Source organism: Polymorphum gilvum SL003B-26A1 (genome assembly GCF_000192745.1).
Classification (GTDB): Bacteria; Pseudomonadota; Alphaproteobacteria; order Rhizobiales; family Stappiaceae; genus Polymorphum; species Polymorphum gilvum.
Genome location: NC_015259.1, coordinates 1,490,127 through 1,512,560 on the forward strand (window position 1 = coordinate 1,490,127; position 22,434 = coordinate 1,512,560).

20 protein-coding genes are annotated in these 22,434 nt (G+C 69.0%); 13 read left to right on the top strand and 7 right to left on the bottom strand.

Annotation, left to right across the window (positions count from 1 at the left end; genetic code table 11):
* Position 1: 1 nt before the first annotated feature.
* Together SL003B_RS07000 and SL003B_RS22245 are read left to right on the top strand one after the other, a co-directional pair.
* On the top strand, positions 2-1,483 hold the full coding sequence (locus SL003B_RS07000; RefSeq protein WP_013652128.1) for a DegQ family serine endoprotease: 1,482 nt from the start codon (positions 2-4) through the stop codon (positions 1,481-1,483).
* A 586-nt stretch (positions 1,484-2,069) separates the two neighbouring features.
* Positions 2,070-5,000: a putative bifunctional diguanylate cyclase/phosphodiesterase gene (locus tag SL003B_RS22245; protein WP_148259265.1), complete on the top strand. Its 2,931-nt coding sequence runs from the start codon at positions 2,070-2,072 to the stop codon at positions 4,998-5,000.
* Between the two features lie 15 nt (positions 5,001-5,015).
* On the opposite strand, the gene serB is transcribed toward SL003B_RS22245, so the two are convergent.
* Complete coding sequence (gene serB, locus SL003B_RS07010) at positions 5,016-5,909, bottom strand: phosphoserine phosphatase SerB (protein ID WP_013652130.1); 894 nt, start codon at positions 5,907-5,909, stop codon at positions 5,016-5,018.
* On the opposite strand from serB, the gene miaA reads away from it, so the two are divergent.
* The 3 genes from miaA (at position 5,893) to SL003B_RS07025 (ending at position 7,997) form a co-directional block, all read left to right on the top strand.
* Positions 5,893-6,873: a tRNA (adenosine(37)-N6)-dimethylallyltransferase MiaA gene (gene miaA, locus SL003B_RS07015; RefSeq protein ID WP_242390343.1), complete on the top strand. Its 981-nt coding sequence runs from the start codon at positions 5,893-5,895 to the stop codon at positions 6,871-6,873. The genes serB and miaA overlap by 17 nt on opposite strands.
* Entirely contained in the window at positions 6,873-7,346 is a 474-nt protein-coding gene (locus SL003B_RS07020) for a GIY-YIG nuclease family protein (RefSeq protein ID WP_013652132.1), read from the top strand. The genes miaA and SL003B_RS07020 overlap by 1 nt, the downstream gene beginning before the upstream one ends.
* Positions 7,347-7,463: 117 nt before the next feature.
* A complete protein-coding gene (locus SL003B_RS07025) occupies positions 7,464-7,997 on the top strand; it encodes a GNAT family N-acetyltransferase (protein WP_013652133.1) in 534 nt (177 codons plus the stop codon).
* 344 nt (positions 7,998-8,341) lie between these two features.
* Here the strand turns inward: SL003B_RS07025 and SL003B_RS07030 are convergent, their stop codons facing one another.
* From SL003B_RS07030 to SL003B_RS07040, 3 genes are all read right to left on the bottom strand, one after another.
* On the bottom strand, positions 8,342-9,898 hold the full coding sequence (locus tag SL003B_RS07030; protein ID WP_013652134.1) for a 2-isopropylmalate synthase: 1,557 nt from the start codon (positions 9,896-9,898) through the stop codon (positions 8,342-8,344).
* Between the two features lie 400 nt (positions 9,899-10,298).
* Positions 10,299-11,210: a PhzF family phenazine biosynthesis protein gene (locus tag SL003B_RS07035; protein ID WP_013652135.1), complete on the bottom strand. Its 912-nt coding sequence runs from the start codon at positions 11,208-11,210 to the stop codon at positions 10,299-10,301.
* Positions 11,211-11,293: 83 nt separating this feature from the next.
* Entirely contained in the window at positions 11,294-12,484 is a 1,191-nt protein-coding gene (locus SL003B_RS07040) for a GNAT family N-acetyltransferase (RefSeq protein WP_148259266.1), read from the bottom strand.
* A gap of 144 nt (positions 12,485-12,628) precedes the next feature.
* Between SL003B_RS07040 and SL003B_RS07045 the strand changes: the two genes are divergently transcribed.
* The 5 genes from SL003B_RS07045 to SL003B_RS07065 all read left to right on the top strand — a co-directional run bounded on the left by SL003B_RS07045 (position 12,629) and on the right by SL003B_RS07065 (position 17,093).
* Positions 12,629-13,963: a type ISP restriction/modification enzyme gene (locus SL003B_RS07045; protein ID WP_013652137.1), complete on the top strand. Its 1,335-nt coding sequence runs from the start codon at positions 12,629-12,631 to the stop codon at positions 13,961-13,963.
* On the top strand, positions 13,960-14,226 hold the full coding sequence (locus tag SL003B_RS07050) for a hypothetical protein (RefSeq protein WP_013652138.1): 267 nt from the start codon (positions 13,960-13,962) through the stop codon (positions 14,224-14,226). Before SL003B_RS07045 ends, SL003B_RS07050 begins: the two co-directional genes overlap by 4 nt.
* 197 nt (positions 14,227-14,423) lie before the next feature.
* Positions 14,424-15,350, top strand: coding sequence for an ABC transporter ATP-binding protein (locus tag SL003B_RS07055; protein ID WP_013652139.1), 927 nt, complete (start codon positions 14,424-14,426; stop codon positions 15,348-15,350).
* The gene (locus SL003B_RS07060; protein ID WP_013652140.1) at positions 15,347-16,108 is read left to right on the top strand and encodes an ABC transporter permease; all 762 of its coding nucleotides are present in this window, start codon (positions 15,347-15,349) and stop codon (positions 16,106-16,108) included. The genes SL003B_RS07055 and SL003B_RS07060 overlap by 4 nt, the downstream gene beginning before the upstream one ends.
* A 40-nt stretch (positions 16,109-16,148) precedes the next feature.
* Entirely contained in the window at positions 16,149-17,093 is a 945-nt protein-coding gene (locus SL003B_RS07065) for a D-alanyl-D-alanine carboxypeptidase family protein (RefSeq protein WP_013652141.1), read from the top strand.
* A gap of 86 nt (positions 17,094-17,179) precedes the next feature.
* Here the strand turns inward: SL003B_RS07065 and ilvC are convergent, their stop codons facing one another.
* A complete protein-coding gene (gene ilvC, locus SL003B_RS07070) occupies positions 17,180-18,199 on the bottom strand; it encodes a ketol-acid reductoisomerase (RefSeq protein ID WP_013652142.1) in 1,020 nt (339 codons plus the stop codon).
* Positions 18,200-18,279: 80 nt separating this feature from the next.
* Entirely contained in the window at positions 18,280-18,921 is a 642-nt protein-coding gene (locus tag SL003B_RS07075) for a TetR/AcrR family transcriptional regulator (RefSeq protein ID WP_013652143.1), read from the bottom strand.
* A 202-nt stretch (positions 18,922-19,123) separates the two neighbouring features.
* Here SL003B_RS07075 and SL003B_RS07080 point away from each other — a divergent pair, with 202 nt between their 5' ends.
* The 3 genes from SL003B_RS07080 (at position 19,124) to SL003B_RS07090 (ending at position 21,565) form a co-directional block, all read left to right on the top strand.
* Positions 19,124-19,924 carry a siderophore-interacting protein gene (locus tag SL003B_RS07080; RefSeq protein ID WP_013652144.1) on the top strand — a complete coding sequence of 267 codons (801 nt, stop codon included), beginning with the start codon at positions 19,124-19,126 and terminating at the stop codon, positions 19,922-19,924.
* Positions 19,925-20,139: 215 nt separating this feature from the next.
* Entirely contained in the window at positions 20,140-20,586 is a 447-nt protein-coding gene (locus tag SL003B_RS07085) for a YbhB/YbcL family Raf kinase inhibitor-like protein (protein WP_013652145.1), read from the top strand.
* A 196-nt stretch (positions 20,587-20,782) separates the two neighbouring features.
* Positions 20,783-21,565, top strand: a complete 783-nt coding sequence (locus SL003B_RS07090; RefSeq protein WP_013652146.1) for a matrixin family metalloprotease — start codon at positions 20,783-20,785, stop codon at positions 21,563-21,565.
* A gap of 18 nt (positions 21,566-21,583) precedes the next feature.
* Here the strand turns inward: SL003B_RS07090 and SL003B_RS07095 are convergent, their stop codons facing one another.
* Positions 21,584-22,330 carry a pyridoxine 5'-phosphate synthase gene (locus SL003B_RS07095; protein WP_013652147.1) on the bottom strand — a complete coding sequence of 249 codons (747 nt, stop codon included), beginning with the start codon at positions 22,328-22,330 and terminating at the stop codon, positions 21,584-21,586.
* Between the last annotated feature and the right edge of the window lie 104 nt (positions 22,331-22,434).

Genomic DNA, 22,434 nt, shown 5'->3' on the forward strand with positions numbered 1-22,434 from the left:
GATGGCCCGCTTGCTCGCACCGAAACTGATCATCCGTGGCGCGGCGGTGGCCGTCGCCGCGGCCGTCGCGCTGACCGTGGCGATGCCGTTGCCGCCGGCGCTGGCGCAGGGGCCGGCATCGGTCGCCGACCTCGCCGAAGGCCTCGCCGACGCGGTGGTGAACATCTCGACCGCGCAGACGGTCAAGGCGCAGCGCTCGGTGCCGCTGCCGAAGGTGCCCGAAGGCTCGCCGTTCCAGGAGTTCTTCGAGGAATTCTTCAACCGTCAGAACCGCGACAGGGACCAGCCGCGCCAGGTGCAGTCGCTCGGCTCGGGCTTTGTCATCGACGGCGTGGACGGCATCATCATCACCAATTACCACGTGATCGAGGGCGCCGACGAGATCACCGCCAACTTCAACGACGGCACCAAGCTGGTGGCCGAGGTGCTCGGCTCTGATGAGAAGACGGACCTCGCCGTGCTCAAGGTCAAGCCGACCAAGCCGCTGAAGGCGGTCGACTTCGGCGACAGCGACGCGATCCGCGTCGGCGACTGGGTGATGGCGATCGGCAACCCGTTCGGCCTTGGCGGCACGGTCACGGTCGGCATCGTGTCGGCGCGCAACCGCGACATCAACGCCGGCCCCTACGACAACTTCATCCAGACCGACGCCTCGATCAACCGCGGCAATTCGGGCGGACCGTTGTTCGACATGGACGGCAAGGTGGTCGGGATCAACACCGCGATCATCTCGCCCTCCGGCGGCTCGATCGGCATCGGCTTCGCGATTCCCGCCAAGACTGCGGTCAACGTCATCGCGCAGCTGCGCGAGTTCGGCGAGACGCGGCGCGGCTGGCTCGGCGTGCGCATCCAGGAAGTGACCGACGAGATCGCCGAGAGCCTGGGCATGGATGAGGCCAAGGGCGCCCTGGTCGCCGGCGTGTCGGAGGACGGGCCGGCCGCGCAGGCCGACATCCAGCCCGGCGACGTGATCGTCTCGTTCGACGGCCGCCCGGTGCCGGCGATGCGCGACCTGCCGCGGATGGTCGCCGACACGGCGATCGGTAAGGCGGTCGACGTCGTCGTGCTGCGCAAGGGCGAGGAAGTGACGCTGCAGGTGACGCTCGGCCGGCTCGAGGACGCCGAAGCGGCCGAGAACGGTGGCGGCGCGGCGCCGAAGCAGGAGACCGAGCAGGCGCCGCAGAGCGAGGCGCTGGGCATGATCCTCGCGGACCTCGACGATGCACTGCGCGAGAAGTTCCAGATCGACGCCGAGATCGAGGGTGTGGTGGTCACCGAGGTGGCGCCGGGCAGTGTCGCCGCCGACAAGCGTGTGCAGGCGGGCGACGTGATCAAGGAAGTCGGCCAGGAGCCGGTCGCCACGCCAAAGGACGTGCTCGACCGGATCGCGGCGCTTAAGGCGGAGAAGCGCAAGTCGGCCCTGCTGCTGCTGTCGAACCCGACCGGAGAACTGCGCTTCGTGCCGTTGCGCATTGAGGAGTGATCCGGGCGGTCGTGCGGCCGCGGCACCGCGAGACCCACTCGTTGCCGGAGCGGTGGTCGCATGGCTCGGTGCGCACCGCCGGCATGCTCCTTCTCACCTTCGGCAGGCTGCCCCGCGAGTGTGCCCCGGCGCTGCGGCCGGGGCCGGTGAACCGCTGTCTATGGGCCTTACCCCCTGGGGAGGGGTCGGAGCGAACTCTGGCTGAGGGGGGGCTCTCCGCAGGGCGGCAGAGGCGCCGAACGATCCGCTGCATCCCCTCACGCCGGGGCGCTCTCCCTCACCCCAGCCCTCTCCCCATGGGAGGGAGCATGCACATACCCCCTCCGCCGTCGCCCCGGGCGAGCGGAGGGCACGGCGGCCTGAAAAAACGCAGCGGAAATTTACGAAATATACCGGAAGCTCGGTAAGAATGCCCATCACATGGTGCGGCGCCGATGCTCCTGCGGAGCGTGCCGTGCCCGTGATACCGCATGTTGTGGGGAGCGAACGGAATGCCGGAACCACGGACGAGCCTTGGCGCAGCGCCTGAGCGCTCCGCCGCGGGGCGGACGTGCGAGGGAGCGCGAGGCGGCGGATGACGGGCTTCATGCGTTATATCGCGCGTCGCCTGCGGGCCAGGATCGCGTTCGCCGGCATGGTCATCATCGTGCTGCTGGCGGCGTTGAGCGTGTTGAGCGACCGCAATATCGTTGCCCTGTCCGACGCCATCTCGGTGACCAACCAGACGACAGGACCGCTCTATCATGCGGCGCTCAAAGCCTCCGACACGGTGCAGCACGTCGGCGCCCTGGCGCACGAGGTCGTGCAGGAATGCTTCCTGAAGCAGGACGGACATGTCGAAGAGGCGATCGCCAACCTTGAGCGGACCAGCTACGCGGACATCGATCGGCTCGAGCGGCACGCCCGCGGCGTCGGTCTGGGCGACCTCGCCGGTGCGATCGCAACCGCCCGCGACGATCTGATCGAGCAGCACAAGGCGATGATCGGGAGTTGCCAGGCCTATCGGGAGTGGATCGCCGCACGCGACCGGCTGGAGGCCGAGACCGGGACATTGGTCCGCAACCTGCTGTTCAGGCTCGACGGTCAGGTCCGCAGCGCGACCTGGCAGCGCGGCGGGGTGGAGGCGGGCCCAGGCCGTGCATTCGTGCTCAGCAGTATTCACGCGGCGCGTGAACAGGCTGCGCGGCTGCGCGACAGCCTGCACCGGGACATCCTCCTGGCCGATCCGGAGGCGGTGCGGGCGGCGCTGTTCGTCCAGGAGCGCGTCACAGACGTACTGACGCACGAGATCGCCAACCTGGCGAAGCTGATCCGCGCGATCGGCGAGGACGATGCCGCAACTCGCTTCCAGTCCATGGCGGACGACCTGCGCGCCAGGCTGACGGGACCGGACGGCCTGCATGCGTTGATCGAGCGCGGCATGGATCTGCGCGTGCAGATGGCCCGCGAGGAGGCGCAGCATCACGTGACCGGGTCGCGCCTGCGCAAGGCGGTCCATATCCTGGCCAACCGGGCGCGGCTGATGAACGAGCAGGCGATCGAGGCCATGAACGGCAAGGTCGGCGATGCGACCTTCGCCATCCATCTTCTGGCCGGGGCGGCGTCGCTGACCTGCGCGATCGCCATCGTCGTGTTCGGCATCCGGGTGGTGCGGCCGATCGAACTCCTCACGGCCCATATCCGGCGGATCCAGGTCTCGGAACGCCACGACGTGCCGATACCGGCCGGGCTTTGCGCCCGCAGGGACGAGATCGGCGTGCTGGCATCGTCCTTCGCGGCCATGACCAGGAGCCTGGAAGAGGCGCGCCAGCGGCTGCTCCAGGAGTCGCGGGCGGAGGTTCGCCAGCAGTTCGAACGCCTTTCGTCGGCGATCGAAAGCATCCCGCAAGGCATCCTGCTGACGGATGCGAGCCGCAAGGTGATCTTGTGCAACGAGAACTTCCGCAAGCTCTACGGTCTCGACGACGGCCGGGAGATCGTGGGTCAGCCGGTCGCCGACGTGATCCGCGCCTGCCTGAAGAACGGCGCTTCTGTACTCGACGAGCCTGACCAGTCGAAGCTGCTGCGCCTCAACTATTTCCTGGACGGCCAGAAGGCGCTCGACCTGAACGGCGAGCGGACGGTGGTGGTGACCGCCGGCGTTACCCCAGAAGGCGGCACGGTGTCCGTGCACGAGGACATCACCGAGCGGCGGCGTCAGGAGGAGCGTATCGCCCACCTGGCCCATCACGACGCGCTGACCGGCCTGGCCAACCGGGTGCTGTTCCGCGAGGAGGCCTGCGAGGCGCTGCTCAGGCGGCGGAAGGCCCGGCGGCTGGCGCTGCTCTATATCGACCTCGACCAGTTCAAGGCGGTCAACGACACGCTGGGCCATCCGACCGGCGACCGGCTGCTGGTCGAGGTCGCCAAGCGCCTGCGCGCGGCGGTCGGGCGCCACGACCACGTCGCGCGGCTGGGCGGCGACGAGTTCGCCATCATGCTGGCCGGCAACCCGCGCGCGGAAGACGCCTCTGCGGCCGCGGACCGGCTGATCGAGACGATCCGGATCCCCTACGAGGTCGACGGCAACTTCATCGTGGTCGGCGCCTCGGTCGGCATCGCCATGGCGCCGGACGACGGCACCGACGCGGACGTGCTGATGAAGCACGCCGACATGGCGCTGTACCGGGCCAAGCAGGACGGGCGCAACACGTACTGCTTCTTCGAGTCGGACATGGACGCGCGCATGCAGGCGCGCCGGGAACTGGAACTGGACTTGCGCAAGGCGCTCGAGGGCGGCGAGTTCGCCCTGCACTACCAGCCCCTGTTCGACATCGGGAGCCATGAGGTGGTCGGCTTCGAGGCGCTGCTGCGCTGGACCCATCCCGTCAGGGGCAATGTGTCGCCGGCCGACTTCATCCCGATCGCGGAGGAAACCGGCCTGATCGGCGAGATCGGATCCTGGGTGGTCAAGGAAGCCTGCCGGGAGGCCGCCACCTGGCCGAAGGACGTGCGCGTGGCGGTCAACATCTCGCCCGTTCAGTTCCGCACCCGTACGCTCATGCTCGACATCATGGCGGCCCTGGCCAGTTCCGGCCTGTTGCCGAGCCGGCTGGAAATCGAGATCACCGAAGGCGTCCTGCTGCAGGATACGGACGCGACGCTCGGCGTGCTGGAGGACCTGCGGCGGCTCGGCATCCGCATCGCGATGGACGACTTCGGTACCGGCTATTCGAGCCTCAGCTACCTGCGCAAGTTCAACTTCGACAAGGTCAAGATCGACCGTTCCTTCATCCAGGACATCGGCGAGGACGCCGAAAGCCGGGCGGTGATCCGCGCGGTGACCAGCCTGTGCCTGAGCCTCGGCATCACCACCACCGCCGAGGGCGTGGAGACCGAGGACCAGCTGCGGGCGCTGAAGGCCGAGGGCTGCACCCAGGCGCAAGGATTCCTCACCGGCCGGCCGATGCCGGCCGCCGATGCGGTGCGGCTGCTGCAGGGTCGGGCGGCCGCCACCGTCCCGGCCGCCGCCGGCTGATACGCGCCACCCGCCTCAGTCGGGGGCGATCTGGTTCGCGCGATAGCCCTGCAGGTAGAGGAGCGCGGTGAGATCGCCATGGTCGACGCGCGCGTCGGCGGCCTCTGCGACCTTCGGCTTGGCGCGGAAGGCGACGCCGAGACCGGCACGGTCCAGCATGGCCAGATCGTTGGCGCCGTCGCCGACGGCCAGCGTTTCGGCGTAGTCAAGGCCCTTCTCGGCAACCAGATGCTCCAACCGCTCGCGCTTGGCCAGGCGACCGAGGATCGGTTCCTCGACCTCGCCGGTGAGCCGGCCATCCTGAATCAGCAGGCGGTTTGCCTGGTTCTCGTCGAAGCCGATCTGCGCCGCGATCGGCGCGGTGAACAGGGTGAAGCCGCCTGAGACCAGGGCGCAATAGGCGCCGTGCTGCTTCATGGTGTGCACCAGCGCCCGCGCTCCGGGGGTGAGGCGGATGCGGCTGTCGAGCACGGTCTGCACGGCATCGACCGGCAGGCCCTTGAGCAGGGCGACGCGCTCGCGCAGGGCCGGCTCGAACTCGATCTCGCCGCGCATGGCCCGTTCGGTGATCGCGGCGATATGGTCCTTGAGGCCGAGTTCGGCGGCCAGCTCGTCGATGCATTCCTGCTGGATCATGGTGGAATCCATGTCCGCGATCAGCAGGCGCTTGCGCCGGCGGGCCCGGGGCTGCACAAAGACGTCGAGCGGCCGGCCGGCGACCAGATCGCGCAGGGCGGCCTCGGCGGCCTCGGCGTCGAGACCGGCGCCGACGGCCAGATCGGCGGCGACGCCCTCGGCCAGGACATCGGCCGCGGCGGGCGCGGTCAGGCGGCTCCGCGCCTCTGCCAGCAGCGCGGCATCGAGCGCGGGCGCGGCCGGATTGGAAACGAGCGTGGCAACAAGGGTCATGGACGTGTCTCTTCCTGAGGGCGGGCGGACGCCGCGCGGCGCACCGGGCGCGCTCCTGATAGCGGGGCCGACGGCCAGCGGCAAGTCGGCTCTCGCGCTCGACCTCGCGTGCCGGCTCGGCGGCGTGGTGATCAACGCCGATTCCATGCAGATCTACCGGGAGCTTTCGATCGTGACGGCGCGGCCGGGGGCGGAGGAGGAGGCGAGCGCGGAGCATCGGCTCTATGGCGTGCGGCCGGCGGCCGAGCCGTTTTCGACCGGGGAGTGGCTCGACCTGGTGCGCCCGGCGATCGAGGCGGCGCGGCAGGCGGGCCGGGTGCCGATCCTGGTCGGCGGCACGGGGCTCTATTTCAAGGCGCTGATCGAGGGCCTGGCGGAATTGCCAGCGATCCCGGAAGCGATCCGGGCGCGGTGGCGGCACGTGGCGGAGACGGAAGGGACGGAGGCGATCCGCGCCGCGCTCAGGACGCGCGATCCGCAGGCGGCCGAGCGTCTCGCCGACCTGCAGCGCCTGACCCGCGCGCTGGAAGTGGTCGAGGCGACCGGCCGGACGCTGGCCGACTGGCAGGCGGCGTCGCAGGGCGCGGCGACCCTTGCCGAGGCCGAGACGACGCGGCTGGTGCTGGCGCCGCCGCGCGCCTGGCTGCACGAGCGGATCGCGCGGCGGGCGGAAGCCATGCTGGAGGGCGGGGCAATCGACGAGGTCGCCGCCCTGCTGAAGCGGGGCCTATCGCCGCGCCTGCCGGCGATGCGCGCCATCGGGGTGAAGGAGATCGCGGCGCATCTTGCGGCGGAGATCGACCTGGAGGAGGCGGCGCGACGGCTGACGGTTGCGACCCGGCAATATGCCAAGCGCCAGGAGACGTGGTTCCGCAACCAGATGGGCGACTGGGCCCGGCTCGATCCGGCCGCCGAGACGACGGCGGCAATGGCGGAGCGGATCGCCGACGCGGTCTCCGGCTGATGCGGCGCGCGCCGGAGGAGAGCGAGGCGATCGCCCGCCGGCTCGGTGCCGCGGTCTGGGTTGGCGAGGGCGAGGCGGAGCGGCTTCCCGCGCTCCCCGGCGCCTATGTGCTGGTGCTGCGGCTCGCCGAACCGGTCGTCGTTGACCTCGCGCGGCAGGGGGCGGGCAGGCTGCTGGCCGGACTCTACCTCTATTGCGGCAGCGCGCGCGGACCCGGCGGCCTGCGCGCCCGGATCGGCCGGCACCTGCGCGCCGACAAGCGGCGGCGCTGGCACATCGACCGGCTGAGCGGCATCGCGACGGAGATCGCCGCCGCAGCGTTCCTCGAACACGGCGAATGCGCTCTTGCCGCCGCGCTGCAGGCCGAGTTCGGGGCTTTCGTGCCGATGCCGGGGTTCGGATCGTCGGACTGCCGGCACTGCGTGGCGCATCTGCTGGCGATGGCGGACGGGGCGGGATCCGGACCGGCGTGAGGCTGGCTGTGTGTATCGGTAAAATATCTCATTCGGCCCTTGTATCTGCACAATCTGGAGCTATCTGTGGGGTGCCGTACGTGGGAGGGGTTGTGCGACGCGGTAAGGGAGCGAGAGATGCTAGAGACCGTTCTGGCGACTGAGCGCCTGCGGGCAGTGCCGTTCAGGCAGGACGATCTGCCGCTGATGGAGGCGTTGCACGCGGATCCGGAGGTCAACCGCTATCTGGGAACCGCGGCGGCCTGGGACAAGGCCACGGTGCGGCGCAAGCTGGACAAGTTCATCACCGACCAGGAGCGGCACGGCTTCAGCAAGTGGAAGATCCTGACCCGCGACGGCGAGTTCGTCGGCCGCGCCGGCTTCACGCCCTACGACGAGACCTCGGAAATCGAGATGGGCTATTCGTTCATGCGGGCCCACTGGGGCAAGGGCTATGCCACCGAGATCAGCCGGGCGCTGACCCGCTGGTTCTTCGACAAGACCTACTACACGCACTTGATCGGCTTCTGCCGCACCGACCACCGCGCGTCGCGACGGGTGCTGGAAAAGGCCGGGCTGACCTATCGCGAGACGCGCAGCATCAAGGGCATGCCCTGCGACGTCTACCAGATCCTCAGCCCGGCGATGCAGAAGCTGGTTTCCAATGCCTGACAAGAGGGCCTGATCGGGAGGCGATCGGGGGCCGATTCTTGCGCTCTTTCCGTCGCCGGGTCGGGAGGCAGCGGAGAACCGGGGCCGATTGCGGCCCTCCTGCCAATGGGCGAAGCGGCGCGGACCGACGCCAGCAACTACCGTTCTGGCAACGAGTGGGCCGGCTCTCCGCTGCGGTGCGGCCGGGGTGACTTCCGACAAAATGGCGGAGGCTTACGCTCGGCCGGGCGACGGCGGTGGGTGGGCCGGGGCCGTGCAAGACGCAAGAAGGGCGCGACACGGCGGGTGTCGCGCCCTTCGTCGTCAGGTTCGGCCCCGGCCGACGGCGAGGTCAGGCCACCTTGTCAGACCGCCTTGAGCGCGCCGGGGTTGAGCGCCTGCTGGCGCAGCGACAGCTTGTTGAGCGCGGCGACATAGGCCCGCGCGGAGGCGACCAGCGTGTCGGTATCGGCGCCCTTGCCGGTGGAGACGCGGCCGTTGGCCTCCAGGCGCACGGACACTTCCGCCTGGGCGTCGGTGCCCTCGGTGACCGCATGCACCTGGTAGAGCGACAGGCGGGCGTCGTGCGGCACGATCGCCTTGATCGCCTTGAAGGTGGCGTCGACCGGACCGTCGCCGGTAGCCTCCCGCGTCTCGTGGCGGCCGTCGATGTCCATGGTCAGGATCGCCTTCTGCGGGCCGCCGGTACCGGCGATGACGGTCAGGGCTATGACCTTGGCGCCTTCGCCGGCAGTCGCGATCTCGTCCTCGACGAGGGCTTCGATGTCCTCGTCATAGACGTGCTTCTTGCGGTCGGCGAGGTCCTTGAAGCGGCGGAAGGCGTCCTGCAGGGCGTTGTCGCCGAGCTCGTAGCCCAGTTCCTTCAGCTTGTCCTTGAAGGCATGGCGGCCGGAATGCTTGCCCATGACCAGAGAGGTGGCCTTCACGCCGACGTCCTCGGGACGCATGATTTCGTAGGTCTCGGCATTCTTGAGCATGCCGTCCTGGTGAATGCCGCTCTCGTGGGCGAAGGCGTTCTTGCCGACGATCGCCTTGTTGTACTGGACCGGGAAGTTGGAAACGGCCGAGACCAGCTTGGAGGCGCGCATCAGGTATTTCGGCTCAACGTTGCAGACATAGGGCAGCACGTCGCCGCGGGTGCGGATCGCCATGACGATCTCCTCCAGCGCGGCGTTGCCGGCCCGTTCGCCGAGGCCGTTGACGGTGCACTCGATCTGGCGCGCGCCGCCGGCGACGCCGGCGAGCGAGTTGGCGACCGCCAGACCCAGGTCGTTGTGGCAGTGGACCGAGAACACGGCCTTGTCGGCGTCGGGCACCCGGTTGCGGATGTCGACGAACATCTGCCGGTATTCGTCGGGCGTCGCGTAGCCGACCGTGTCGGGCAGGTTGATTGTGGTGGCGCCGGCCTTGATGGCGGCCTCGACGCAGCGGCACAGGTAGTCGAGCGGCGTGCGGGTGGCGTCCATGGCCGACCACTCGACGTCGTCGATCAGGTTGCGCGAGCGGGTCACCGTGTCGGTGATGATCTCGAGCACCTGCTCCTCGGTCTTGTTCATCTGGTATTTCAGATGGATCGGCGAGGTCGACACGAAGGTGTGGATGCGGCCGCGCTCGGCGTGCCTGACGGCCTCGCCGCAACGGTCGATGTCGGCGTGGATGGCGCGGGCGAGGCCGGCGATCACCGCCCGCTTCGCGCGCCTGGCGATCTCGCGGACGGATTCGAAGTCGCCGTTGGAGGCGATCGGGAAACCGGCCTCGATGATGTCGACGCCCATGTCGTCGAGGATCTCGGCGACCTGCAGCTTTTCCTCCAGCGTCATGGAGGCCCCAGGGGACTGTTCGCCGTCGCGCAGGGTGGTGTCGAAGATCCTGACCTGATCCTTGGCCATCTCGGCGGTCATGATGGAGAGTTCCTTCCCTTGGCTCCCCGGCGGCCGATCGCTATCGGCAGGGCCCTGGCGGGAGCGAATTGACACGTATGGTCGATGTTGTCCGCTATCCCCTGAGAGCCCGCCCGCGCATGGGGCAGCCGACGCTCAGGGGCATCTAAGCAGAAGGAGGGCGCCAATGAGGGAAAGGCCGCCGCGCGCGGTCGGCGCGTCGCTGGTCAGGTCGATCATGTCGCAGCGGGCGATCATGAGAACTGCGGGCCTTTCGGGTCATCACCTCTGGCGACCAGAATGGCGCGCGAAAGATGACAAGGAGGTTAATGCCGGGTTTGTAGCGGAAAGGCGGCGCGGGGGCAAGGGGGAGGCGGGTACGATCACGGCTTCCGCGACCGGACACCGGCCGCGGGGTGCCTCACACGAACAGCTCGCCGCGCGCGACCACGGTCGCCTGGCCGCCGATGCGCACGGCGTGCAGGGCGCCGCCTTCGACGTCGATCCCGAGGTCGATCAGCGACGGGCGGCCCATCTCGAAGCCCTGCTCCAGGCGCAGGAAATGGGTGCCGTTGGGCAGCGCGTCGAAGCGGTGGACGGGGCCGGCGAAGGAGGCGGCGGCCGCACCGGTGGCCGGATCCTCGACAAGGCCCATGTCTGGGGCGAACATGCGGGCATGGAAGGCGCTGTCGCGGGCGCGGGTCTCGCGGCAATAGACATAGGCGTGGCGATGGGAGCCCTGGCCGAAGGCCCGGGCCCACAGGGCGGGCACCGGCGCGGCGCGGGCGATCACCTCCAGATCGCGCACCGGCACGTAGTGGAACGGCACGCCGACTTCCCAGCTGGTCGGCACGTGGTTCTCGAAACCGATCTCGCTCGGCTCGAGGCCGAGGGCGGCGGCGATGGCGTCGCTGTCGGCGACCGGCTCGATCGAGCGCGGCAGGCGCGGCACGTCGAACTCGGCGAATCCGGCGGCGTTTTCCCGCAGCACCACGCCGCAGCGCACCGCGCCGATGATCTCCTCCAGCACGACCATGGCATCCTGCTCGCCGTCGACTTGCCCGAAGCGTTCGGTGGCCAGCAGGACGGCGGTGCCGACGGTCGGATGGCCGGCGAAGGGCAGTTCTGCGGCTGGGGTGAAGATGCGCACGCAGGCGCTGTGGGCGGGGTTCTCGGCCGGCAGGACGAAGACCGTCTCGGACAGGTTGAACTCGCGCGCGATCGCCTGCATGCGTCCGTCGTCGAGGCCTTCGGCGTCCAGCACGACGGCGAGCGGGTTGCCGGCGAGGGGCTGGCTGGTGAACACGTCGAGCACGGCGTAGCGGCGTCCCATGGGGCGGTTCTCCTGTCCGGGTGTCGGTCGGGCGGACTGTGGCACGGATCCCGGACGCCTGCCACCCCGGCGGGGTCGGGATGTCAGGGCGCGGCGTCGGTCGGCCCTTCGGCGAGTACGTGGCCGGCGAGTACGTGGCCGGCGAGGGCGCGGGCGAAGGCGGGCACGTTGGCGCGCGGCAGATCGGCCGGTTCGCGCAGGATCACGATGTCGGAAAGTTCCTGCTCCGCGCTGGCGCGGGAATGACGCAGCATGGCGGCACGCAGATCATCGGCGTCGCGGTCGAAGCGGAACGCGCGGGCGACGGAGAGGCGCGGGCCGTCGAGGACGGCGAACAGGGCGCCGGCATGGGCGTCCGCGGCGGCAAGGCCGGTTTCCTCGGCGAGCTCCCGGGCGATCGAGCCGAGCACGTCGACGCTGCCGTCCGCGGCGAGGTCGGCGAGGTCGAGGCTGCCGCCGGGGGGATAGACGAGGCCGGCGTTGGCGGTGGTCGGCGCCATGATGCCGTAGAGCAGGGCGCCGTCGCGGCTGCGCACGAGGGCGGAGCCGAAGGCGTTCCAGGCGGCGCGGTCCGGGCAGCCCCAGTCGCGCCAGGCGAGGAAGGCGGCGAAGGAGGTCTCGACGCAGGCGCCGCACAGGCGACCGCCGGCCAGCGTCCAGTCGACCAGCTTGAGGGTGCGACCGTTCCACAGATGCGGGTTGGCGCGCTGCGCTTCGCGCCAGTGCGCCTCGATCGCCGGGCGGTTGGCCAGCTCGAACGGCCAGGGCTGGTTCGCCGCCAGGCGCAGGTCGACGCCGGAAAGCGGGCGGACCATGGGCGGCAGGGCGTAGTTCATCAACGGGATCCGGTGTCCCTCGGCCATGGTGCTGTCGCGCTCCGACAGGACGGAGAAGCCGTGCCGGGTGTAGAAGCCGACGGCGTTGACGTCGCTTTCGAGCAGGATGCGGGCGAGGCCGAGGACACGGGCGCGGTCTTCGGCGGCGGCGAGCAGGAGCCGGCCGATGCCGCGGCGCTGGTGCTCGGGGGCGACGAACAGGAAGTGCAGGTAGAAGTGGTCGGCCTTCGCCTCGCCGCCGGCGAAGCCGACCGGGCGGCCGTCGCGTTCGGCGACGGTCAGGCTCTGGGCCGCGATGGTCGCCGGCGTGATGCGGACCTCGGCGCGGAACTGATCCATCTTGTCGGCCGGATAGCCCCAGGAAGCCTTGGACCGGTGCAGGATGTCGGTGAGCGGCGCGGTGTCGGAAAGGCGGGCGGGTCTGAGCTTGAGCGTCATGGCTCCTGTCGCATCGTGCGGACGGCAGCAGGACATGGGTAGCCCGCCCGGCCGGCGCAGGCAAGGCCGCCGGTTGCCGGGGGCAAAGGTTTCGGTTTTCCTTCCGCGCGGCTCTGCCTAGAGTGGCGTTGCCGGTGGATTCTCATGCCGAAGCCGACACTTGAAGACATCGTGGCCGCGTTCGGGGAAAGCGCGCGCGCCAAGCTGTCCAATCCGGCGATTTCGGGATCGCCGGAGGACCAGTTGCGCGGTCCGCTGGAAATCCTGATCGAGGCCGGGCTCGCGCCGCTGGCGGTGCCGCATTCGGGTGGCGTCAGGCTGGTCGGCGAAACCAGCCTCGCCGACATCAAGACGCGCCCCGACTATGCCGTCACGGTCGGCAAGGCGCTGGTCGGCTTCATCGAGGTCAAGGCGCCGGGCAAGGGTGCCGATCCGCGCCGGTTCAACGATCCGCACGACAAGGAGCAGTGGAGCAAGCTCAAGTCGCTGCCGAACCTGATCTACACCGACGGCAACGCTTTCAGCCTGTGGCGGGACGGCAAGCTCGAAGGCTCCATCGTGCGGCTCGGCGGCGACGTCGAGACCGCGGGCCGGAAGCTGACCGCGCTCGACGCGCACTCTCCGACATCGGGTCCTGCTATCACGATCACCGACCTGATTCCCGATCTTCACCACTACAAAGGCTCGTTCGGCGGCCGGGTGATGCCGCTCTTTCGCGATGCCGGCGCCAGCCGGTCCAACATCCGGCCGGAGGTGCTCGCCTTCCTCGCTGATGCCTACGGGCAGGAAGTCACGCCCGCCGATGTGATGGCCTATCTCGCCGCCACGCTCGCCCATCCGGCCTTCACCGAGCGCTTCCGCGACGATCTCGTGCAGCCGGGCCTGCGCGTGCCGCTGACCGCCGACGCGACGCTCTTTTTCGAGGCCGTGGCGCTCGGCCGCGAGGTGATCTGGCTGCATTGCTACGGCGAGCGCTTCGCCGATCCGGCCGCGGGGCGCCCCAAGGGACCGCCGCGCCTTTCGCCGGAGGAGGCGCCGCGCATTCCGGCCGACGGCGCCATTCCCGGCGCGCCGGAGCCGCTGCCCGACACGATCGACTACGACGCGGCCAGCCGCCGGCTGATCGTCGGCAAGGGGCATATCGACAACGTGCCGCCCGAGGCGTGGGCCTACGAGGTCTCCGGCAAGCAGGTGCTGCGCCAATGGTTCAGCTACCGCAAGCGCGACCGCACGCGCCCGATCATCGGCGACCGCCGCCCGCCGTCGCCGCTCGACCGGATCCAGCCGGATCACTGGCTCGCCGACTATACCAGCGACCTGATGAACCTGCTGCACGTGCTGGGCCGGCTGGCGAAGCTGGAGCCGCGCCAGGCGGACCTGCTCGGTCGCATTCTGGAAAAGCCGCTGATCGGGATTGAAGCGGTCGGAGCGGCCGGGGACAATACGGCCGATTCTCCGGTGACGGCGGCGGACGCATGAACAAGGCCCAACTCGACATGTTCGCGGTGCAGGGAGACCTCCTCCCCGCCGAGCCGGCCCGCTACGCGCTGGACCCCGAGCGCGTGCGCGGCAAGCTGGAGGCGGTGCTGGCCGAGTTGAGGCGCGCCGAGGCCATGCCCTGGGACCGCCGGACCCGCGCCTATCACCAGCTCGTCTTCCCGCAGATGACCAACGCCCTGCCGCCGGAGGAAGCCGACCGGTACCGGCGCGCGTTCGAGGCCGAACTCGACCGGCTGGCCTGACCGGGCCTGACCGCCGCGACCGATCGCCGGCAGTGGTGGCCGGCGCATCTGGCTGGCGCATCGAGCCGGCGAATCGGGCTGGCAAGGTTGATCGAGACGGCGAGCGCCTTATCGTATAGGAGTGTCGTTTCTTTCGCGTTCCGCCGGTCCTGCCGCCGCCGACCGGCCTCATCGCTTTCACATCAGGCCTTGTCTCCATGCACGCCGCGATCTCGGTCGAGAACCTGTCGAAAACCTATGCCACCGGCTTCCAGGCGCTGAAGTCGGTCGACCTGAGGATCGAGCCGGGCGAGCTGTTCGCCCTGCTCGGCCCGAATGGCGCCGGCAAGACGACGCTGATCAGCATCATCTGCGGCCTGGTCAGCGCGAGTTCCGGCACCGTGCGCGTCGACGGCCACGACATCGTCAGGGACTATCGCGCAGCGCGGGCGCGCATCGGGCTGGTGCCGCAGGAACTGACGACCGAATCCTTCGAGACCGTGCGCGCGACGGTGAGCTTCAGCCGCGGCCTGTTCGGCCTGCGCAAGGATCCGGACCATATCGAGACGGTGCTCAAGGACCTGTCGCTGTGGGACAAGCGCGACGCCAAGATCATGACGCTGTCGGGCGGCATGAAGCGGCGCGTGCTGATCGCCAAGGCGCTGGCGCACGAGCCGAAGATCCTGTTCCTCGACGAGCCGACGGCGGGCGTCGACGTCGAGCTGCGGCGCGACATGTGGGAGGTGGTGCGCCGGCTGAAGGCGTCGGGCGTGACCATCATCCTGACCACGCATTACCTCGAGGAGGCCGAGGAGATGGCCGACCGGATCGGCGTGATCAACCGCGGCGAGATCATCCTCGTCGAGGACAAGCACACGCTGATGCGCAAGCTCGGGCGCAAGCAGCTCAAGCTGCACCTGATCGAGCCGCTGGCGGAGGTGCCGGCGCGCCTCGCCGGCCACGACCTCAGCCTGTCCGACGGCGGCGAGGAACTGGTCTATACCTACGACAGCCAGAGCGAGCGCACCGGCATCACCGGGCTGATGAACGACCTGCGCGAGGCCGGCATCCGCTTCCGCGACCTGCAGACGACGCAGGATTCGCTGGAAAAGATCTTCGTCAACCTGGTGAGGCAGAGGCAATGAACGTCCGCGCGATCCTGGCCATCTACCAGTTCGAGATGGCGCGCACGGCGCGCACCATCTTCCAGAGCATCATCTCGCCGGTGATCTCGACGTCGCTCTATTTCATCGTGTTCGGCGCGGCGATCGGCTCGCGCATCACCGAGGTCGAGGGGGTGAGCTACGGCGCCTTCATCGTGCCCGGCCTGACCATGCTGTCGCTGCTGACGCAGAGCATCTCCAACGCAGCCTTCGGCATCTATTTCCCGCGCTTCGTCGGCACCATCTTCGAGGTGCTGTCGGCGCCGGTGTCCTATCTGGAGATCGTCATCGGCTATGTCGGGGCGGCGGCGACCAAGTCGATGATGGTCGGGGTGATCATCCTGCTGACGGCGGGGCTGTTCGTCGACCTGGAAATCCGGCATCCGGTCTGGATGGCGGTGTTCTTCGTGCTGACCGCGGTGACCTTCGCGCTGCTCGGCTTCATCATCGGCATCTGGGCGAAGAATTTCGAGCAGCTGCAGTTCGTGCCGCTCCTGATCGTCACGCCGCTGGCGTTCCTGGGCGGCAGCTTCTACTCCATCCGCATGCTGCCGGAGTTCTGGCAGACCGTCACCCTGCTCAATCCGGTGGTCTACCTGATCTCCGGATTCCGATGGAGCTTCTACGGCCAGGCCGACGTCGACGTCGGGTTGAGCCTTGCCATGACCCTGTTCTTCCTGTTCCTTTGCCTGGCGATCATCTGGCGCATCTTCAAGACCGGCTACCGGCTGAAGACGTGAGGAGCGCAGCGATTGCCCGTATTCGACAGAGGATGGTTCCGTGCGTGACGGCATTTCCGGATCTCCCTTCCTAACCGTGACCGCGCGGGCGCTTGCCGCGCTCGCCCTGCTCACGCTCGCCGCCTGCCAGTCCGGATCGGGCGACACGCGGCAAGCGGGCCTTGCGCCGCAGGTGATCGGCAGCGCGCAGGCGGCGGTCGCGCCGACGGCGGTGCCCGACCCGGTCACGGTGGACAGCGTCGCGCTGGTGCCGGCCTCGGCCGAGGCGCGCGGCCATGCGGCGCTGGTGATCGACGCAGCGAGCGGGGCGGAACTCTTTGCGGCGAATGCCGATGCTCCGCGCTATCCGGCCTCGCTGACCAAGATGATGACGCTGTACCTGCTGTTCGAGGCGGTGGAGCGGGGCGAGTTGACGCTGGACACGCCGCTGGCCGTCTCCGCCCGGGCGGCGGCGCGGCCGCCGGCCAAGATCGGCCTGGCGACCGGGTCGACCATCACCGTGCGCGAGGCGGCGCAGGCGCTGGCCGTGCGCTCGGCCAACGACGTCGCGGTGGCGATCGCCGAGCGCCTGGCGGGCTCGGAAAGTGCCTTCGCGGCGCAGATGACGGCCAAGGCGCGCAGCCTTGGCATGAGCCGGACGCGCTTCGTCAACGCCAGCGGCCTGGCCGACACGCGCCAGGTGACCACGGCGCGCGACATGGCGATCCTCGGCCGGGCGCTGAAGGCCCGTTTCCCACAGTATGCGGCCTACTTCCGCGCCACGTCCTTCGCCTATAACGGCAGGACCTTCGAAGCGACCAACAAGCTGCTCGGCAGGGTGCCCGGCGTCGACGGGCTGAAGACCGGCTACATCGGGTTGTCGGGCTACAACCTGGTCGCCACCGGAAGCCGAGGCGGACGCGGCTTCGTCGTCGTGGTCATGGGCGGCAAGAGCGAGAGCGCCCGCGACGCGGAAGTGACCCGGCTGATCGAGACCTATTTCTGAGCCGTCGGCGGCCGGCGCGTCGCGGCGGAAACGAAAGAAGCCGCGGCAGGGGCCGCGGCTTCCGAAGATGCGGTCGTGGCGTCGGCTCAGTTGCGCGACTTGTCGACCAGCGCGCCCTTCTTGATCCAGGGCATCATGCCGCGCAGCTTCTCGCCGACTTCCTCGATCTGGTGGGCGTCGTTGAGGCGGCGGGTGGCCTTGAAGCGGGCTTGGCCGGCCTTGCATTCCTGCATCCATTCGGAGGTGAACTTGCCGGTCTGGATGTCGGTCAGGATGCGCTTCATCTCGGCCTTGGTCTCGCTCGTGATGACGCGGGGGCCGGACATGTACTCGCCCCATTCGGCGGTGTTCGAGATGGAGTAGTTCATGTTGGCGATGCCGCCCTCGTAGATGAGGTCGACGATCAGCTTGACCTCGTGCAGGCACTCGAAATAGGCCATTTCCGGCGCGTAGCCAGCTTCCACCAGCGTCTCGAAGCCGGCGCGGATCAGCTCGACCAGGCCGCCGCAGAGCACGGCCTGCTCGCCGAACAGATCGGTCTCGCACTCTTCCTTGAAGGTGGTCTCGATGATGCCCGAGCGGCCGCCGCCGACGCCGCAGGCGTAGGACAGGCCGAGGTCGAGCGCGTTGCCGGTGGCGTCCTGATGGACCGCGACGAGGCAGGGCACGCCGCCGCCCTTCTGGTATTCGCCGCGTACGGTGTGGCCCGGGCCCTTGGGCGCGACCATGAGGACGTCGACGGTCGACTTCGCCTCGATCAGGCCGAAATGGACGTTCAGGCCGTGGGCGAAGGCGATGGCCGCGCCGTCACGGATGTTGCCGGCGATGTGGTCCTTGTAGATGTCGGCCTGGAGTTCGTCCGGGGTAGCCATCATCATCAGGTCGGCCCAGGCGGCGGCCTCGGCGACGCTCATGACCTTGAGGCCGTCGGCCTCGACCTTCTTCGCGGTGGTGGAGTCCGGACGCAGGGCGACGACGATGTCCTTGACGCCGGAATCCTTCAGGTTGAGCGCATGGGCGCGGCCCTGGGAGCCGTAGCCGATGACGGCGACCTTCTTCGACTTGATGAGATTCAGATCGGCGTCGCGATCGTAATAGACACGCATGGTATTTCCCTTTCTCCCGTTGCGCCCCGTCCAAGGGGCTGCGTTGCAAGGGCGGAGGCCCGCCCCTTTTCCTGAAATCCTCAGGCTCCGAAAAGCCGGTAGAAGCGGTCGACGGCAAGCTCGGCCTGGCCGGCGAAGTCCTGGTCCCGCGGCTTCGGCGGATCGCCGAGCAACTGGCGGATGTGCAGGTCGCGCACGGCCAGGCCGTAGAGCACCTGATAGGCCTCCTCGGCGTCGTCGAAGCGGAGGAAGCCGCGGAACCGGCCGGCTTCGAGCAGGCTGCGCGCGCGGGCGCTGATAGTGTACTTGCCGCGCACCAGCAGCAGGCGGCCGAGGCGGTCGTCGTCGCGCTTGGACTGGCCGATGGCGAGGCGGTTGAGCGCCAGCGAGGTCTCGCCGAGCAGCACCTGCAGGAGTTCGCGCACGAAGCCGGTCAGGTGGGTGCGGAAGGTGGCGGCGTCGGTGGCCGCGGCCTCGGAGGCGAAGTGCACCTTGCTGGCCTGATAGGCGACGACGGCGGCAAGCAGGCCGTCGCGGTCGCCGAACCACTTGTACAGGCTTTCCTTCGAGCAGTTGGCGCTGCGCGCGAGGCCGGCGGTGGTCAGCGCCTTCTCGCCGCCTTCGACGAGCAGCCTGAGGGCGCATTCGAGCACCTCCTGCTGGCGCGGCGTGAAGGCGGGCTCGGTGCCTGGCTTTATGTCGTGCAGATCGACGATGGACACGGACGGCTTACCGGATCGGTTCCTGAAATTGTGTACCGTACGGTACGGTTCGAGATTTATGCGAGGGCGCCGCGAAGGTCAAGCGCGATTGCGGGCGACCGGCCGGATTTCCTTCTTCAACGCCGTGAGCAGCCAAGCGGGGCTTCTCAAGCCGGCCCGTTCGGAATAAACTTGAATTCATAAGTCAAGTATAGGTCGTTGAATGATCCCTGCCCAAAGACGCAAGCCGCGCATCCTCACGGTCAAGGTTTCCCGCCGTCTCACCCCGAACATGATCCGGATCACGTTCACGGGCGAGGACCTCGCCGACTTTCCGGACGGCAAGGAAGGCGCCCATTGCAAGCTCGCCTTTCCCCGGTCCGGCGAGAGCCTGACCGCCTTCGCCGCCCATTACGCCGAAGGCCAGCCGAGCGGTCGCATTCATCCGGTGCGCACCTATACCGTGCGCGCCTTCCGCCGCGATGGGCCGGAGATGGACATCGACTTCGTCGCCCATGGCGACGAGGGTCCGGCAACCCGATGGGCGCAAGCCGCGCGGCCCGGCGATTTCCTGGCCTTCATGGGGCCGGGACCGGTCAAGGTGAGCGGCTTTCACGCCGATTGGTATCTCGTGGCGGCGGACATGTCCGCCCTGCCGGTGGCGACCGCCACGCTCGAGGCGATGCCGCGGTCGGCCCGGGGCGTGGCCATCTTCGAGATCCACAGCGCCGAAGACCGGCAGGACATCGACATGCCGGATGGCATCGAGGTGCACTGGCTGGTCCAGGGCGACCCGCACCAGCCCTCGACGGCGCTGATCGATGTCATTCGTCGTCTCACCTTCCCGCAGGGACGGATCCAGACCTGCATCGCCGGCGAGAGCGGCGTCATCCGCGCGCTGCGGCTGCTGGTCCAGACCGAGCGCGGCGTCGACAAGGCCGATGCCTATATCTCCGGCTACTGGAAGATCGGCATGGTCGAGGACGAACACCAGGCGGCGCGCCGGGACGGCCGGGCCGGCTGATCGGAGCCGCAGCCCAGCGCGCGCACCATCCTCGAGCGGGCGGAGGCGGTCCCCTTTCGGCAGGCAGCGTCGGCCTGCCCGGGATCGATGCGCCCGGTTCGCTCGGCTTGGCTCGGCGGGGTCCCCGACGCGGATCTTGATCGGCGTCAAGGCAGAGCCGTCCGCGATCCGCGACTGTGCAGGCAGACGATCTGTCACGTGGAGGATGTCCGGTCATGAAACTGACGTCTGCGGCGTTCGAAGACGGCGGGACGATCCCGCGTCCCTACACCTGCGACGGAGAGGATCTGTCGCCGCCGCTCGCCTGGACCGGCGCGCCGGCGGGCACCAGGAGCTTCGCGCTGGTCTGCGACGACCCCGACGCGCCGGCCGGCACCTGGCATCACTGGGCAATCTACGACATTCCCGCCGGGCAGGCTGCGCTGGAGGAGGGGATCGACCCGGACGTCGGCGCGCAGGCGGTCAACGACTTCCGGCGCCGAGGCTATGGCGGGCCATGTCCGCCACGTGGCCACAGTGTGCATCACTATCATTTCCGCCTCTACGCGCTGTCGACGCAGAGCCTCGCCGCGCCGCGGATCGCGACGGTCAAACAGGTCGAGGCGCTGGCGCGCCAGCACGCGCTTGCCGAGGCCCGTCTGACCGGCACCTCCAAGCGCTAGGGTCTGCTCGCCCGTGAAGGATGCCAGCTTGCCGCCGTGCAGTTCCGCGCGCTCGGGGCGGTCAATCGTCGTGCGGACTTGCCGGAACCGGTGACGCATGGGTAGCCTTGAACTCGAAGCCGAATCGACCCGGCAGGGCGGTGCCGGCGCCAGCGACGGGCTCGGGAGATCCGGGTTGGGGATTGTGGGGGGACCCTTGACGCTGACGAGCATCGCCAAGGTGATCGGCGGCACGCTGGCCGCAGTGACGCTCCTGTCTGCGGCAGCTATGGCAGAGGAGGCAGGATACAAGCTGCTGAAGCTCGACGGCCAGTTCGTCAAGTGGGGTACTCCGGAGTTCGGGTCGCCGGCTCATGTCACCTACGCCTTCGCCGATACGGCGATCGAGGATCCGCAGGCGCGCAACTGCCAGCGGATCGTGCCTCTCGACGCCCTGGCACTGCGGTCCGGGCTAACGATGGCGGCTGTAAGGGCCGAGGCTGCGGCAGCCTTTTCCCTTTGGCAGGCGGCCGGCGGGGTGAGTTTTCAGGAGGTCGACTCGACGCGCGATGCGCAGATCGTCATCGGGGCACAGGCGCAGCCGCGCGGCTACGCCTTTGCCAACGTGCGCGCAGGCACGGGCGCGCGCGTTGTGGCGCGGCCGGCACCGGCCGGCGGTCGGGGCATGAACCTGCCGCAGGTTTCTCCCGGCGTGACAGCCGGCGCGGCGGATATCGCGCCCATCGAACGGTCGGCGATCTGCCTCAATCCGGCACGCTCCTGGAAGATCGGCTTCAACGGTGACGCGGACACTTATGACCTGCGCTACACCTTCGCACACGAGATCGGCCACGCCATAGGGCTCGATCATCCGCACGGGGCTGGGCCGCTGATGCACTTCAAGTATCAGGAAGCGTACCGGACGCCGCAGGTCGGCGACGTCGCCGGTGTCGTCCGTCTCTACGGCGAGCCGCAGGTCCGCCGTCGACAGGACGGCTGAGCGGTTTCAACGAAGATTTCAGATCTCGCCCATTGCATGGCGGAAGCGGCGCACGCTTTCTGCAAAGCCGTAAATGAGGGCGTCGGCCGTGAAGCCGTGTCCGATCGACATCTCGCGGATGAAGGGCGCGCGCGCAATCAAGGCAGGAATGTTGTCGACGGTCAGATCGTGACCGGCGTTGACGCCGAGGCCGGCGGCGCGGGCGGCCTCGGCCGTGGCGACGATCCGGTCCAGTTCGCGGGCGGCGGCGGCCGGGTCGTCGTAGCAGGCGCCATAGGGGCCGGTGTAGATCTCGATGCGCTCCGCGCCGATCGCCGCCGCGCCTTCCGGCAGGGTCGGGTCGGGGTCGAGGAACAGCGATACGGCGACCGACCAATCCCGGGCCGCGGCGATCGCCTCCGCCAAGGGCCCGGCGTCGGTGTCGAAGCGCCAGCCGTGGTCGGAGGTCGACTGCTCCGGCGCGTCTGGCACGAACAGGACCTGATCCGGCCGGGCTTCTTCCACCAGCTTCAGGAAGTCGGGCGCGGGATAGCCCTCCAGACACAGTTCCTTGTGCGGGAACCGGTCCTCGATCAATTCGGCGAGGTCGTAGACGTCGGAGCGGCGGATGTGGCGCTCGTCCGGGCGCGGATGCACCGTGATGCCCTTGGCGCCTGCTTCGAGCGCGATCGCGGCCAAGCCGGTGACGCTCGGCCAGGGCAGGTTGCGCCGGTTGCGCAGCATGGCGACGGCGTTGACGTTGACGGACAGGCGCGAGGCGGTCATGGGCGGCGATCCGGGATCGGGATGGTCGGACGGGAGGGAGCGGCGCGGCGGCGGGCCGTCGCGCGATTACCAGCGTGGCGAAAACGCGGTCGGTGTCAACCGCC

Coding starts and splice junctions, on each gene's coding strand:
- SL003B_RS07000 (WP_013652128.1), top strand. CDS start 2: ATGGCCCGCTTGCTCGCACCGAAACTGATCATCCGTGGCGCGGCGGTG.
- SL003B_RS22245 (WP_148259265.1), top strand. CDS start 2,070: ATGCGTTATATCGCGCGTCGCCTGCGGGCCAGGATCGCGTTCGCCGGC.
- serB (WP_013652130.1), bottom strand. CDS start 5,909: ATGACCCTTGTTGCCACGCTCGTTTCCAATCCGGCCGCGCCCGCGCTC.
- SL003B_RS07020 (WP_013652132.1), top strand. CDS start 6,873: ATGCGGCGCGCGCCGGAGGAGAGCGAGGCGATCGCCCGCCGGCTCGGT.
- SL003B_RS07025 (WP_013652133.1), top strand. CDS start 7,464: ATGCTAGAGACCGTTCTGGCGACTGAGCGCCTGCGGGCAGTGCCGTTC.
- SL003B_RS07030 (WP_013652134.1), bottom strand. CDS start 9,898: ATGACCGCCGAGATGGCCAAGGATCAGGTCAGGATCTTCGACACCACC.
- SL003B_RS07035 (WP_013652135.1), bottom strand. CDS start 11,210: ATGGGACGCCGCTACGCCGTGCTCGACGTGTTCACCAGCCAGCCCCTC.
- SL003B_RS07040 (WP_148259266.1), bottom strand. CDS start 12,484: ATGACGCTCAAGCTCAGACCCGCCCGCCTTTCCGACACCGCGCCGCTC.
- SL003B_RS07045 (WP_013652137.1), top strand. CDS start 12,629: ATGCCGAAGCCGACACTTGAAGACATCGTGGCCGCGTTCGGGGAAAGC.
- SL003B_RS07050 (WP_013652138.1), top strand. CDS start 13,960: ATGAACAAGGCCCAACTCGACATGTTCGCGGTGCAGGGAGACCTCCTC.
- SL003B_RS07055 (WP_013652139.1), top strand. CDS start 14,424: ATGCACGCCGCGATCTCGGTCGAGAACCTGTCGAAAACCTATGCCACC.
- SL003B_RS07060 (WP_013652140.1), top strand. CDS start 15,347: ATGAACGTCCGCGCGATCCTGGCCATCTACCAGTTCGAGATGGCGCGC.
- ilvC (WP_013652142.1), bottom strand. CDS start 18,199: ATGCGTGTCTATTACGATCGCGACGCCGATCTGAATCTCATCAAGTCG.
- SL003B_RS07080 (WP_013652144.1), top strand. CDS start 19,124: ATGATCCCTGCCCAAAGACGCAAGCCGCGCATCCTCACGGTCAAGGTT.
- SL003B_RS07085 (WP_013652145.1), top strand. CDS start 20,140: ATGAAACTGACGTCTGCGGCGTTCGAAGACGGCGGGACGATCCCGCGT.
- SL003B_RS07095 (WP_013652147.1), bottom strand. CDS start 22,330: ATGACCGCCTCGCGCCTGTCCGTCAACGTCAACGCCGTCGCCATGCTG.